This is a genomic window from Deltaproteobacteria bacterium (genome assembly GCA_011375175.1).
In the GTDB taxonomy this organism is placed as follows: Bacteria; Desulfobacterota; GWC2-55-46; order GWC2-55-46; family DRME01; genus DRME01.
The window spans coordinates 1-11698 of sequence record DRME01000019.1 but is presented as its reverse complement, the minus strand read 5'-3'; the positions used below and the strand labels follow the sequence as shown (position 1 = coordinate 11698).

At 64.7% G+C, this 11698-nt stretch carries 13 protein-coding genes; 3 read left to right on the top strand and 10 right to left on the bottom strand.

All coding sequences use genetic code 11. The annotated features are described in order from the left end of the window. Positions 1 to 143: 143 nt before the first annotated feature. Complete coding sequence (locus ENJ37_01425; protein ID HHL39145.1) at positions 144 to 1067, top strand: branched-chain amino acid transaminase; 924 nt, start codon at positions 144 to 146, stop codon at positions 1065 to 1067. A 129-nt stretch (positions 1068 to 1196) separates the two neighbouring features. Continuing rightward, the gene (locus ENJ37_01420; protein HHL39144.1) at positions 1197 to 1592 is read left to right on the top strand and encodes a hypothetical protein; all 396 of its coding nucleotides are present in this window, start codon (positions 1197 to 1199) and stop codon (positions 1590 to 1592) included. Between the two features lie 135 nt (positions 1593 to 1727). Here the strand turns inward: ENJ37_01420 and htpX are convergent, their stop codons facing one another. The 6 genes from htpX to ENJ37_01390 form a co-directional block, all read right to left on the bottom strand. Further along, the gene (gene htpX, locus ENJ37_01415) at positions 1728 to 2585 is read right to left on the bottom strand and encodes a zinc metalloprotease HtpX (protein HHL39143.1); all 858 of its coding nucleotides are present in this window, start codon (positions 2583 to 2585) and stop codon (positions 1728 to 1730) included. A gap of 455 nt (positions 2586 to 3040) precedes the next feature. Further along, positions 3041 to 3574, bottom strand: coding sequence for an O-acetyl-ADP-ribose deacetylase (locus ENJ37_01410; protein HHL39142.1), 534 nt, complete (start codon positions 3572 to 3574; stop codon positions 3041 to 3043). 66 nt (positions 3575 to 3640) lie between these two features. Further along, positions 3641 to 4219 (bottom strand): methyltransferase domain-containing protein, encoded by a 579-nt coding sequence (locus ENJ37_01405; protein ID HHL39141.1) that lies wholly within the window; start codon positions 4217 to 4219, stop codon positions 3641 to 3643. Positions 4220 to 4338: 119 nt separating this feature from the next. Next, positions 4339 to 4806 carry a DUF4149 domain-containing protein gene (locus ENJ37_01400; GenBank protein ID HHL39140.1) on the bottom strand — a complete coding sequence of 156 codons (468 nt, stop codon included), beginning with the start codon at positions 4804 to 4806 and terminating at the stop codon, positions 4339 to 4341. A gap of 223 nt (positions 4807 to 5029) precedes the next feature. Next, on the bottom strand, positions 5030 to 5650 hold the full coding sequence (locus tag ENJ37_01395; GenBank protein ID HHL39139.1) for a MarC family protein: 621 nt from the start codon (positions 5648 to 5650) through the stop codon (positions 5030 to 5032). Between the two features lie 5 nt (positions 5651 to 5655). Further along, complete coding sequence (locus tag ENJ37_01390; protein ID HHL39138.1) at positions 5656 to 5964, bottom strand: MTH1187 family thiamine-binding protein; 309 nt, start codon at positions 5962 to 5964, stop codon at positions 5656 to 5658. Between ENJ37_01390 and ENJ37_01385 the strand changes: the two genes are divergently transcribed. Next, positions 5791 to 6543, top strand: a complete 753-nt coding sequence (locus ENJ37_01385) for a YqhA family protein (protein ID HHL39137.1) — start codon at positions 5791 to 5793, stop codon at positions 6541 to 6543. The two genes, ENJ37_01390 and ENJ37_01385, sit on opposite strands and share 174 nt — an antisense overlap. A gap of 12 nt (positions 6544 to 6555) precedes the next feature. Here the strand turns inward: ENJ37_01385 and amrS are convergent, their stop codons facing one another. From amrS to ENJ37_01365, 4 genes are all read right to left on the bottom strand, one after another. Next, positions 6556 to 7587 carry an AmmeMemoRadiSam system radical SAM enzyme gene (gene amrS / locus ENJ37_01380; protein ID HHL39136.1) on the bottom strand — a complete coding sequence of 344 codons (1032 nt, stop codon included), beginning with the start codon at positions 7585 to 7587 and terminating at the stop codon, positions 6556 to 6558. A gap of 415 nt (positions 7588 to 8002) precedes the next feature. Next, positions 8003 to 8500: a hypothetical protein gene (locus ENJ37_01375; protein ID HHL39135.1), complete on the bottom strand. Its 498-nt coding sequence runs from the start codon at positions 8498 to 8500 to the stop codon at positions 8003 to 8005. Between the two features lie 65 nt (positions 8501 to 8565). Next, entirely contained in the window at positions 8566 to 9756 is a 1191-nt protein-coding gene (locus ENJ37_01370) for a hypothetical protein (protein ID HHL39134.1), read from the bottom strand. After that, positions 9753 to 10859, bottom strand: a complete 1107-nt coding sequence (locus ENJ37_01365; GenBank protein ID HHL39133.1) for a fructose 1,6-bisphosphatase — start codon at positions 10857 to 10859, stop codon at positions 9753 to 9755. The genes ENJ37_01370 and ENJ37_01365 overlap by 4 nt, the downstream gene beginning before the upstream one ends. Positions 10860 to 11698: the final 839 nt, after the last annotated feature.

Here is an 11698-nt window from a genome sequence, read left to right as displayed (position 1 = left end):
CCAACTCGTATTGAAAGTCTTTGAAGGGGGTCTGGGGGAAACTTTCTACAGAAAGTTTCCCCCAGGTAATTAATCAGAGCTTCCTTGACTTTTCCCTTGAGGTTTAATATCTTATTTGCCGGGCCGCACAGGCGAGAGGGAGAATAAAGCGTTTGGAGAGGACAGGGCACATCTGGATGGACGGCGGGCTGGTGGCCTGGGAGGACGCCAATGTCCACATACTGACCCACACACTTCACTACGGCCTCGGCGTCTTCGAGGGGATCCGCTCATACGAGACCGACGACGGGGCTGGTGCGGTCTTCAGGCTCGCCGAGCACACGGACCGCCTCTTCGAGTCGGCCCACATACTGCAGATGGAGATACCCTTCACAAGGGACGAGATAAGCGACGCGGTGGTGGAGACGCTCAGGGCCAACGGCCTCAAGGGCGGCTACATAAGGCCCATCGTCTACCTCGGCTCCGGCTCCATGGGGCTCTTTCCCAAGGAGAATCCCGTGCGCGTGGCCGTGGCGGCCTGGCCCTGGGGGGCCTATCTCGGCGAAGAGGGGCTCGAAAAGGGCATCCGCGTAAAGGTCTCGTCCTTTATGCGCCACCACGTCAACGTCTCCATGACCAAGTCCAAGGCCTGCGGCTACTACGTCAACTCCATACTGGCCAAGCGCGAAGTGGTGGCCGCCGGTTACGACGAGGCGCTGCTGCTCGACACCGAAGGCTACGTCTCCGAGGGCAGCGGGGAGAACGTCTTCATGGTCAAGGACGGCGAGATAAAGACCACCCCCCTTACCTCCATACTCAAGGGCATCACCAGGGACACGGTCATGCGCATAGCGGCCGAAAAGGGCTATCCCCTGCGCGAGGAGCGCTTCACCCGCGACGAACTCTACACGGCCGACGAGGTCTTTCTCACCGGCACGGCCGCCGAGATAACGCCCATAAGGGAGATAGACGACAGGAAGATAGGCGAAGGCGGGCCCGGACCGGTGACAAGGGAAATACAGTCGACCTTCTTCGACATAGTCAAGGGCCGCAGGGAGGAATACATGGGGTGGCTCCGCCGTTTCTGAGGAGGCCTTCGCTCTGCGAGCCCCCTTGGCCGCGCGGCGCTCCCGGGCGGAGGCCCCCTGCGGCCGGGACGAAAAGTCTTTGAAAGGGGAACGGGGCCTTTTCGGAGAGGCTCCCCCGGTGGAGGGGCGATGAAGCAGGACTCGAAGAATTACGTAGTCATAGCGCCGCGCAAGGGTCTCAAGATCCTCGCCAACATCACGACCGAGACCGAGCCGGGCAAGGACGAGACCTTCATCTGCAACACGGTGAACATGTCGAACTCGGGCGTGCTCATAGAAACGAGCCACGCCATACCGGTGGGGGCGGTGGTCAACTTCTCCTTCCTGGTGCCGGAGAACAACTCGCAGGTGAGGATCACCGGCGAGGTCGTGCGCGAACAGCCCGTAAGCTACGATGCGCGCTCGCCGTCGGCCAAGAGCGGCCTCATCCGCTACGGCATCCGCTTCCTCGACATGAAGGATGAGTACCGCAAGGCGCTCGACGACTTCCTCGAAAGCTTCACCGACGACAGCTCCCACCATTAAGCGGCGGCCGCCCCCCGGCCGTGATGACGAACAAAAGAGGCCCGCATCCTCGCGAGGATGCGGGCCTTGTCGTCTCGTGACGGGACCCTCGATATGCGCGGGGCCGCCTTGCTCCTCTTCGCCGGGCCGACGGGCTCAGGCGGCGCCGAGGCCGCCGCCCGCCATGGCCTGAAGCCTGCGCACCCGTTCCTCGATGGGCGGGTGGGTGCTGAAGAGCTTCATGAGCGAGCCTCCGCTCAGGGGGTTGACGATGAACATGTGGGCCGTCGCCTCGTTGGCGTCCATCATGGGCACGCGCTTGCTGTAGTAGTCGAGCTTCTTGAGCGCCTCGGCGAGATAGAGGGGGTTTCCGGCTATCTCGGCGCCGCCGCTGTCGGCCTCGTACTCGCGGGAGCGCGATATGGCCATCTGTATTATCATGGCCGCGATGGGGGCGATTATCATCATGGCCAGCATGACGAAGGGGTTGGAGCCCCGCTCGTCGTCGCGGCCGCCGAAGAGCGAGACGTAGTAGGCCATGTGGGCCATGTAGCTTATGGCGCCGGCAATGGTGGCCGCAATGGTCGATATGAGGATGTCGCGGTTCTTTATGTGGCTGAGCTCGTGGCCTATGACGCCGGCGAGCTCCTCGCGGCTGAGCATGTTCATGAGCCCCGTGGTGACGGCCACGACGCCGTGGTCGGGGTTTCGGCCCGTGGCGAAGGCGTTGGGCGTGTTGTTCTCCATGATGTAGACCCTGGGCATGGGTATGCCGGCCCTCATGGAGAGCTCGCGGACCAGGGCGTAGAGCCCCGGAGCAGCGGCCTCGTCCACCTCCTTTGCGCCGTACATGCGCAGCACTATCTTGTCGCTGAACCAGTAGGTGCCGAAGTTCATCACGCCGGCGAGAACGAGGAACATGAGCGCCCCCTGCCTGCCGCCGAGCATATCGCCGATAAAGACCAGCAGGGCCGTGAGCGCGGCCATGAAGATCGCCGTCTTCAGATAGTTCATCTCTGTCGAACCTCCTTAAGAAAAGGAAAAAACGTCCGCCGCAGCGGACCGGCGACGCCGTGACCGGCGTCGTCCCCCCCCACGGGGGAAACCTCCAACTCCCGGCGAACCGGCCCTCGCTCGAGGGCCGGTTCGCAAGGCATTGAAAGTCTCTTAAGGGGTGTCGCGCTGAGGGAACCTTTTGTAAAAGGTTCCCTCAGACTCCCTCCAAAACTTTTGACGCCAGTTGGTTTCCCCCTGTTTTGCCAAGCAAAACAGGGGGAAACCAACTCGTATCGAAAGTCTTTGAAGGGGGTCTGGGGGAAACGTGGGCCTATGGCCCCTTCTACAGAAAGTTTCCCCCAGGGCAATCGGAGCCTTTTTAAAGTATAGGGTCGGCGGGGGATCTTTGTCAAGCAAAACCGGACGGCTCCGGTCCGGTTGGGTGGGCGTCTTTTCCGCCGCAGCGACGGTCTTCAGGAGGTGAGTTCGCGCAGGGCCGCCTCGTAGACCCGGAGGTCCCTCTCCGAGAAGAGCACGAAGCGGACCAGTTCAAGGCCCTCGTGCGTTCTGACGAAGTCGACGACCGTTTCGAGCGCCGTGCGGGCGGCCTCGTCGATGGGATAGCCGTATGCGCCGGTGCTTATGGAAGGGAAGGCCACGCTCTTGAGCCCCTCATCAAGCGCCTTTTCGAGGCTCGAGCGGTAGGCCGAGGCGAGCAGTTCACGCTCGCCGCGGGTGCCGTCCCTGTAGATCGGTCCCACCGTGTGGATGACCCGCCTGGCCTTGAGCCTGCCCGCCGTGGTCGTAACGGCCGAGCCCGTGGGGCAGCCGCCTATGCGCCGGCACTCCTCCATTATCGCCGGTCCCCCGGCGCGGTGGATGGCGCCGTCCACGCCGCCTCCGCCAGCGAGCCGGGAGTTGGCGGCGTTGACTATGGCGTCGGTCTCCTCGTCCGTTATGTCGCCCTGGACGAGCGAGACGAGTGTAGAGCCGATCTTCACTTCCATTTGACGGACCTCCTTTTGGTCAGCCGTAGCTCTGCGGCCCCTTTTCGAAAGCTTCCCGCCGGGCAATCAGGGTGCGGCGAGCGGTCTTACGGCCCTTACGGCGTACCAGCTCCCGTCGGGCGCGGTCCTCTCCGTCACCGAAAGGCCCGCCCGCCCCGCGAGGGCCTCGGCCTCGGCGGCGGCCATGCGCTCCTCCAGAGGGGGCCCCTCGTCCTCGTCAACCTTCTCCCAGTCGAGTATGCAGAGCGCGGCGCCCGGCTTCATCACCCGCCGGACCTCGCGGAGAAGGCGGAGGGGCTCTGCGGCCTCGTGGATGACGAAGGCGAGGAGCACGAAGTCGGCACAGCCGCCGCGAAGCGGCAGCTCCGATTCCGGGCAGACGAGGGGAAAGACGTTGGGCGGCGGTCCCTGGCGGCGGAGATGGCCGAGCATCTCCGGCTCCACGTCGAGGGCCCAGACCCTCCCCTCGGGACCGACGACGGCTGAGGCGGCGAGGGCGAAGAAGCCGGGGCCGCAGCCGAGATCGACCATCGAGTCGCCGGGGGCCAGGCCGGCCCCCTTCAGAAACTTCACGGGGTCGAGCCGCCCGTACCGCTCTTCACTCATGAGCCTTCCGGCCATGGCCGGATCGAACCTGTGCGCCATAAGAGTCCTCTCTCACCGGGCGCTTCCCGGAAGACTCAGCGGGGTTTGCCGCGCCCTTGCGGCCCTGCCTCCCCGAGAGCACGGGCGGGCCGGAATAAAAAAGGCTCCCCCGCGGGAGATCACCCGCCGCCTGTACGGAGCAGCACGGCGAGGATTACGATCACGATAGCCAGCGCAAGGTTGCTGCGGCCGAATATGCGGGCGAGCGTTGAAAAGCGCGGCGAGCTGCGCGCCCGCGGGCCGAGCCAGAAGTCGTGGAGCAGGCTCGAGACGACGATGATGGAGACGAAAGTGAGCTTGGCCATCAGGACCTTGCCGTAGGTGGTGGTGTGAAAGGAGGCGTCGAAGATGAGCGACGGAGACACGCCGAGGAAGTAGAGGTTGAGCGGTCCCGTCACCAGTAGCGTGGCTATGGCTATCCACCCCCAGAACCTGTAGCGCGATCCCACCTCCTGGTATACGGCCGAGCGCTCTCTGGCGTCTTCCATCCGCAGCAGAAAGGGCGCAACTACGATGGTCAGAAAGAGCATGCCGCCCACCCAGAAGAGGGCGGCCATGATGTGGAGAAAGAGGAAGAGGTTGAGCATATCGGTCTTTCGGCTCCTTGCTGAAGGTCTCGTAACGGAGAGGGCCTGCGGCTGCCGCCGCTGCGGCCCGCCGTCCTCATCTCAGTCTATAACGGCCGGAGCGGCAAGACAATGACAAATCGCAGCTCTTGACGTTCCGGGAGGCCCGGTTTGCTCCCCCGAGGAACCCTTTTCGAGGAAGGGACGCCCCGGGATAATCCCTCTCTTACCGGCCCGGCCGCCTCTACCCCCCGGCGGCGAGCCCTTCCAGCCCCCTTCTGATTATCATGACCGCTATGGCAGCGAGCAGCAGCGAGACGACCTTGGAGATGCCCCGCGCGCCGTTTTCGCCTATGACCCTGATGATGCGGTCGGCGAAGGCGTAGACGACCCAACTGATGAGGAGGTTGGCGGCCAGCGCCGAGGCCGTCACGGTGAAGCCGTAGAGGTCGTGGAGCATTATGAGGGTCGTCAGCACGGCGGGACCGGCTATGATGGGCGTGCCTATGGGCACTATGCCGACGGCGCTGGTGGGACGGCCCTCGGCGGCGGCGCCGCGCGTGGTCTGGACGATATCGACTATGGCTATGGAGAGGAGCACCAGGCCGCCCGCTATCTGGAAGTCGGCCACCGTGATGGCGAGCAGTATGAATACGGCCTTGCCGACGAGCAGAAAGGAGAGCGTTATGAGGGTGGCCGTCACTATGGAGTAGAAGAGGGTGCGGCGGCGCTCCCTTTCGTCAAGCCCCGAGGTGAGTCCAATGTATATGGGCAGTATGCCCACGGCGTCCATGGCGACGAAGAGGGGGATGAAGGCCCTCATGAAAGGATCCGCGGCCTCGATGAAACCCGAAAGAGAGTCCATGCCCCTTACTTGCGGAGCTCCCGGCCGAGCCTCTTCTCCACGGAGCGGACCTTTTCGGTGAGCCTGCCGGCGGGCCTGCCGGGCCTGTCGTCAATCCGTATGGACGTAAGAACCCTCGGCGCCTCCTTCAGGATTTCGTGATGACAGCGTTTCACAAGGGCCATCACCTCGTCCCATTCACCCTCGACGACCGTGCCCATGGGACCGGCCTTGTAGGGCAGGCCGCTCTCGTCTATGAGCTTCATGACCGGGGCCACATATGCGCTCAGGCTCTCGCCGGCCCCCAGAGGCGCTACGCTGAATTCGACGAGCATAACTCAACCCTCCCGACTGCTCCATCCAAGAGATGCTTTGAATATCGCCTCAAGCTGTGCTATAGTCCATTTCCCCCATGGGCGCCGCCGCCCACAGCCCTTAACGGAGGACCACGGACAGTGAAACGGTTGCTCGAAAAGTCCCGCTACATCGTGCTGCTCGCCGTCATCTCCACGCTCGCGGCCTCGGTCTCGCTCTTTGTGTGGGTGACCGTCAAGACGGCGGTCACCGTCTTCAAGATGTTCGCCCATCTGGGCGAGATCGAAGGGGCGGCGGTGGTGACGGCCCAGATGGTGGCCGTACTCGACGCCTTCTTCCTGGCGGTCATCCTCTACATATTCGCCGTGGCCATCTACGAGCTCTTCATCGGCACCCTCGACATGCCCTCGTGGCTCGTCATAAACAACCTCGACGACCTCAAGAGGAAACTCTCCAGCGTCATCGCCCTCATGCTGGCCGTAACCTTCCTCGAACACGTGACCCAGTGGAAAGACCCCCACTCTACCCTCCTCTTCGCCGTCGCCATCGCAATGGTCATGGCCGTGCTCGTCTTCTACATGAAGGGAAAGAAGGAGTAAGGGGGAGTCTTTTCAGAGAGTCCCCGCCGGCGGCGCATCGAAGACGCCCGCCACCTCTTCGCCGCAGCAGGGGCACCTCCCCTCTTTCACGAGGTTTTCCCGCACGGTGAAGCCCCACCGTTTTATGACGGCCTCGCCGCATCGGTGGCAGTACGTGTTCTCTCCCGGGTCGCCGGGAACATTGCCCGTATAGACGTAGCAGAGGCCCTCTTCGAGTCCGATCTCGCGGGCCCGGTCGAGGACGGAGACGGGAGTGCGCGGCAGATTCGCAAGCCTGTAGGCCGGGTGGAAGGCGCTTATGTGCCAGGGTATGGACCTGTCGAGGGCGGCTATCCACCGGGCGATCCCGCGCAGCTCCTCGGGCGAGTCGTTCCTGGTCGGTATGACCAGTGTCGTGATCTCCAGCCATACGCCCATGCCGTGCATGTACTCGATGGAGTCGAGCACCGGGGCAAGCCTTGCGCCGCAGACCTTCCTGTAGAAGTCGTCGCTGAAGCTCTTGAGGTCCACATTGGCTGCGTCGAGCAGTCCCTTGAGCTCGTCGAGACACTCCCCCGTCATGTAACCGTTCGTGACAAAGATGTTTCCGAGCCCCTTTTCGCGGGCAAGCTTCATGGTATCGAAGGCGTACTCGAAGAATATGGTCGGCTCCGTATAGGTGTAGGAGATGCTCTGCGCTCCGGCCGCCACGGCCGTAGCGACGATCTCGTCGGGACTCACCTCGTCGCCGAGGATCTTCTTCATGTTCCTGGGCATCTGCGAGATATCGGCGTTCTGGCAGTGTAGACAGCGGAAGTTGCACCCCACCGTCGATACGGAGTAGGAGACGGAACCGGGCATGAAGTGGAAGAGGGGTTTTTTCTCGACGGGGTCGGCATGTCCGGCTATGAGGCGGTTGTATACGAGCGAGTAGAGCCTGCCGTCGCGGTTTTCGCGCACGCCGCAGACGCCCCGCTTGCCCGGCGCTATCCTGCACCGGAAGGCGCAGAGGCGGCAGACCACCCTGCCGCCCTCTTCGGTGTCGTAAAGTCGTGCTTCGATCATAATATGGAAGACCCCGGCGCCCCGACCACGGCGGACGAGCTCCGGCGTGAGGGGGTGAAACCTTCTCGCCTTATCGGCCCTTGGCCGTCGGCCCGCGCCAGGCGGGCCGATGAGATCAGCTAAACGTCTCGACCCCAGGAGAACACGGCCTTTGTTTCCCTGACCCCTCAAGAATCATCGGTTTTTCTTTGCCTGCTTTCTTTTTTTCAAAAAGAAAGCAGGTCGGAGGTTGCGGCCCCTGGCCGTCGGCCCGCGCCAGGCGGGCCTTTTTACGCCTTTGCGGCCCAACGGCCGGCGGGCCGATAAGATCAGGTAGACGTCGCGACCCCCAGGGGAACACGGCCTTTGTCTCCCTGCCCCTCAAGAATCATCGGTTTTTCTTTGCCTACTTTCTTTTTTTCAAAAAGAAAGTAGGTCAGCGGGACCACTGGACCCTGGCCAGTTTCACGTCGTCGCTCCACTTGTAGGTGACCTTGCCCTGGTAGGTCTTGTTGAGCACCTGGCCTATCCTCTGGGCCAGCTTGTCGGTCGTCGTCGTTATCTCGATGCGGTCTTTCATGTCGTGTATGCTTATGATGCGCCCCAGGGGGTTGTACTGCTTGGAGCGCTCCTCCTTGTTGTAGATGAGCTTGAGTATCTCGTCGCGGTGTTCGGCGAGGAAGCGGCCCGTAAGGGTCACGACTCCGCCGACGAACCTGTCCTTTATCTTCTGGCAGGCCGGACAGAGCACATCGATCCCGCCCTTGCCGGCCTGGGGCCGGGCCTGCTCGGAAGTGTACCACCTTTTGTTGTGGAAGACGGCGCCGCACTGGCGGCAGACCGAGTTCTCCCGGGGAGACTGCCTGTTGAGGTACGGGTCGGTGGCGGTATCCATGGCCTTTCTCGGAGTGTACCTCTTGGTGCCTTTCATCATCAACACCTCCTTGGAACTTGAGACAGGTCCGTTGAAAGTCTTTTCAAGCCGGGCCGGCCCGGGGCTCACCCGAAGAGCCTGGCCAGCTCGTCACGCTCGAAGAGGGGCAGGGCGCCGAGCCTGCCGCCGCGGCGCATCATGACGCCGTCGCGCTTGCGGGTCACCCTCCCTATGGCCGCGACCCTTATGCGGGCCGACCTGAGCCCCTTTGCAATGGCCTCGGCCTGGCCGGGCTCGGCGGCTATGAGGAGCGCCCCCGAGGCGATGGAGCCCATGGGATCGAGGCCGAGGTGTTCGAGAAGGATCCCGGCCTCTCGCAGGACCGGTATCTTTTCGTACTCGATCTCCACGCCCACGGCCGAGGCGGCGGCCAGCTCGCGGAGCGCCGTGGCCAGGCCCCCCTCGGTGGGGTCGTGCATGGCGTGGACCCTGCCGTGGGCGAGCGCCGTCTGCGCGTCCCTGAGCACGCTTATGCCCGGTCTCTTCACGAGGTCGCGGCAACGCCCTACAAGCCGCGGCGAAAGTCTACGGGCGAGTTCCCCGCCCATGGTCCTTGCAAGGATGCTCGCCGCCTCTATGGCGATACCCTTTGTGAGGAGCAGGACGTCTCCGGGCCTTGCGCCCCTGGAGGTGACGAGACCGTCCTTTCCGACCTCGCCGAGCATCGCCCCGACCACCACCGGCGCCGTGACCGCGGGCGTCACCTCCGTATGGCCGCCGCACAGCGCCACGCCGAGACGGCGGCAGGCCCGCGAGAGCCCGGCGAATACGCGCTCCACATCGGCGGCCCCGCTCCCCGGGGGCACGAGCACGGTGGCGAGGAACCAGCGCGGCACACCTCCCATGACGGCGATGTCGTTACAGTTCACATCGAGGGCGTAGGCGCCTATGTCTTCGGCCACAAAGGTTATGGGGTCGGTCTTGGCCAGCAGGTACCCGTCGCCGAAGTCGATGGCCGCCGCGTCGACGCCCACCGAGGGGCCCACGACGACCCTGCGCAGGGACTCCGCTCTCCTTGCGGCAACACCCCGAGCGAAGCCGCGCCGACCCATAGGGGGCGGCGACGGGACGTAGCGGCGAAGGAGCCCCTCGAGCACGGCCATGGGGAGCTTTCCGGCCGCAAGGACCGGATTGTTGTCGGCCTTGCCAGTCCTTCTCCCGGCCCCGTCCCCGTGGGCGGGGCCGCCTGCAGCCGCCTTTGTCGAAAGCCCGCCCGCGGCCCCGCCGGTGCGCCCCGCGCCTTCCCGGTCCGTCACGGCCCCTCGAAGCGCTCCTCCAGGGACTCGACAACGGAGGGCACGGAACTGGAGCGCAATCCTCCGGCCCCGAGCCTGTGCGGCTGGAAGGGGCCGTGGCGGCGCAGGTACTCGGCCGTCCTCACGGCCCTGCGCCTTGCCAGGTCGAAGCTCGGGTCGTCGAACATGTCGTGGGGACCTATGAGCCTACCCTTCGATACCTGGAACCCGGCGGCGACCACCCGCGGGGGGCCGTCAAAGCGCAGGGGGTTTGCCTCGTAGAAGGGCACGGGCATGAGCGGACCGTTGAAGGAGCTGCGAAGCCATCCCTCGACGAGATGGGGGAAGGCGAAGGGCTCCATGGCCTCGCCCACCGAGGGCATGCCGTCCTGGCAGCGCACGATCATCACGGGGTCGTCCTCGCCGATGTATCTCCCCGCAAGGCTTGCGAGCCTCTGCGTAGAGACGGCGGCGGCGACCTCGCCGTCGCCGTTGCGGAGCACCTCGGAGACCATGAACCTCGAGGTCGTGCCTATGAGCGCCAGGAGCCTGTAGAGCTCGTCGGGGCAGCGAAGCGTCACGCTGCGACCCGACTCCACGTCAAGCACCCTGAAGGAGTAACCCTCCATCATCACCGGGTCGAGCACGAGTCCCGCCGTGTTGAAGGGGTCTGCGAAGACCTTGTAGAGCGGCAGGTTCCAGGCCCCGGCGCTCGTCTTGTCGGCCATGAAGACGACCACGGGCTCGCTCTCGCGCTCGACGAACTCCATCTCGGCCACGCCCGGGCCGAGCTCCCCTATGTCGCCGTCGAAGTCCCCGCCCACCAGGTCCTGGCCCGCGCCGTGGAGCTTTAGCTCGGCGGCGAGCTCGGCGCAGGCCCGGAAGGTCTTCCACGCGAGCCTGTGGACCACGGGGCTTGCGCGCCCCTGGCGGTGGGTCATGATGAGCTCGATGTCGTCACCGCAGCGAAGGACGTGGAAGTCCGTTATCTCGCCCTTGTGCTTTGCGTTCTCGAGCCTTGCCTTGGCCGTGTCCAGAAGCTCTATGTGGCAGTTCGTATGGCCCACGAACCCGCCCACATCGGCCTTGATGACGCTCAGTGTGGTCTTCGTCTCTGCCGCCATGGCACATACTCCTTAGAAGGGCCGGCGCGCTCCACCGGCCCGAGGCCGTCCGGCGCGGCGACGGCCTGACACCGGCCTTCCGGACCGGCCGCGGTTCACCCGCTCGGGGCGATAGGGATGGAAGCCAGGGGGTCGTGGAACAGGACCGCTTATTCCCGGATCGGTCATCGGTTGATTCTCTCGGGCGCCGTCGGTGGCGAAGGGCTTGGGACGCCGACACACCGTCCGCTACTTCATAGTATAGCCCAGAAGGTATCGGTGTCAAGACGGCCGGCCCGCCGCCTCGGCCGCAAAGGCGCGACCATCGCAGCCAGCGTGCGGCCCGGCCTCCCGGCCGCCGCCGACAGGCGCCTCCGGGATTCCCCCCCAAACCTTTCCATGCCCCTTCTTCGTCGAAGTCCCCCCTGCGGGTCGTCAGAGCGCGATGCGTCGGCGGGGGCCTTCCGTGACGGGGGGAGCGGAGGAGGAGGAGACGAGGGCCTCGCGCCTGCGGGGCAGGAAGACGACGCTCTGCACGGTGGCCGGGTTTGAGACATGGGGGGTGCGCAGCAGGCGGCATGCCGCGGCTGCGTCGATGCCGCCGGCGCGGCACCCCTCGTCCACGAGGCCCTCGCGCAACATGCTGTACTCGATGGTGAAGAACTCGGCCGGGGCGTCCACGCCGGGAGGCACGGCGATGAAGCCACGCTTCTGGAAGGGTTTCATCGCCGGAGACATGAAATGGTTGGCCGCCGTCACCACGCCGCCGCGGGGCTCCCTCACGCACAGGCGCCTTGCCGTGAACTCCACGGCCGCCGCGGCGTCCGGCGCGGCGGCCACCACGATGTTGCCGGCGGGTT

What these genes read in the sequence shown, in the direction of transcription:
- ENJ37_01420 (HHL39144.1), top strand. Translation starts at nt 1,197, where the DNA reads ATGAAGCAGGACTCGAAGAATTACGTAGTCATAGCGCCGCGCAAGGGT.
- htpX (HHL39143.1), bottom strand. Translation starts at nt 2,585, where the DNA reads ATGAACTATCTGAAGACGGCGATCTTCATGGCCGCGCTCACGGCCCTG.
- ENJ37_01410 (HHL39142.1), bottom strand. Translation starts at nt 3,574, where the DNA reads ATGGAAGTGAAGATCGGCTCTACACTCGTCTCGCTCGTCCAGGGCGAC.
- ENJ37_01405 (HHL39141.1), bottom strand. Translation starts at nt 4,219, where the DNA reads ATGGCGCACAGGTTCGATCCGGCCATGGCCGGAAGGCTCATGAGTGAA.
- ENJ37_01400 (HHL39140.1), bottom strand. Translation starts at nt 4,806, where the DNA reads ATGCTCAACCTCTTCCTCTTTCTCCACATCATGGCCGCCCTCTTCTGG.
- ENJ37_01395 (HHL39139.1), bottom strand. Translation starts at nt 5,650, where the DNA reads ATGGACTCTCTTTCGGGTTTCATCGAGGCCGCGGATCCTTTCATGAGG.
- ENJ37_01385 (HHL39137.1), top strand. Translation starts at nt 5,791, where the DNA reads ATGACAGCGTTTCACAAGGGCCATCACCTCGTCCCATTCACCCTCGAC.
- ENJ37_01390 (HHL39138.1), bottom strand. Translation starts at nt 5,964, where the DNA reads ATGCTCGTCGAATTCAGCGTAGCGCCTCTGGGGGCCGGCGAGAGCCTG.
- amrS (HHL39136.1), bottom strand. Translation starts at nt 7,587, where the DNA reads ATGATCGAAGCACGACTTTACGACACCGAAGAGGGCGGCAGGGTGGTC.
- ENJ37_01375 (HHL39135.1), bottom strand. Translation starts at nt 8,500, where the DNA reads ATGATGAAAGGCACCAAGAGGTACACTCCGAGAAAGGCCATGGATACC.
- ENJ37_01365 (HHL39133.1), bottom strand. Translation starts at nt 10,859, where the DNA reads ATGGCGGCAGAGACGAAGACCACACTGAGCGTCATCAAGGCCGATGTG.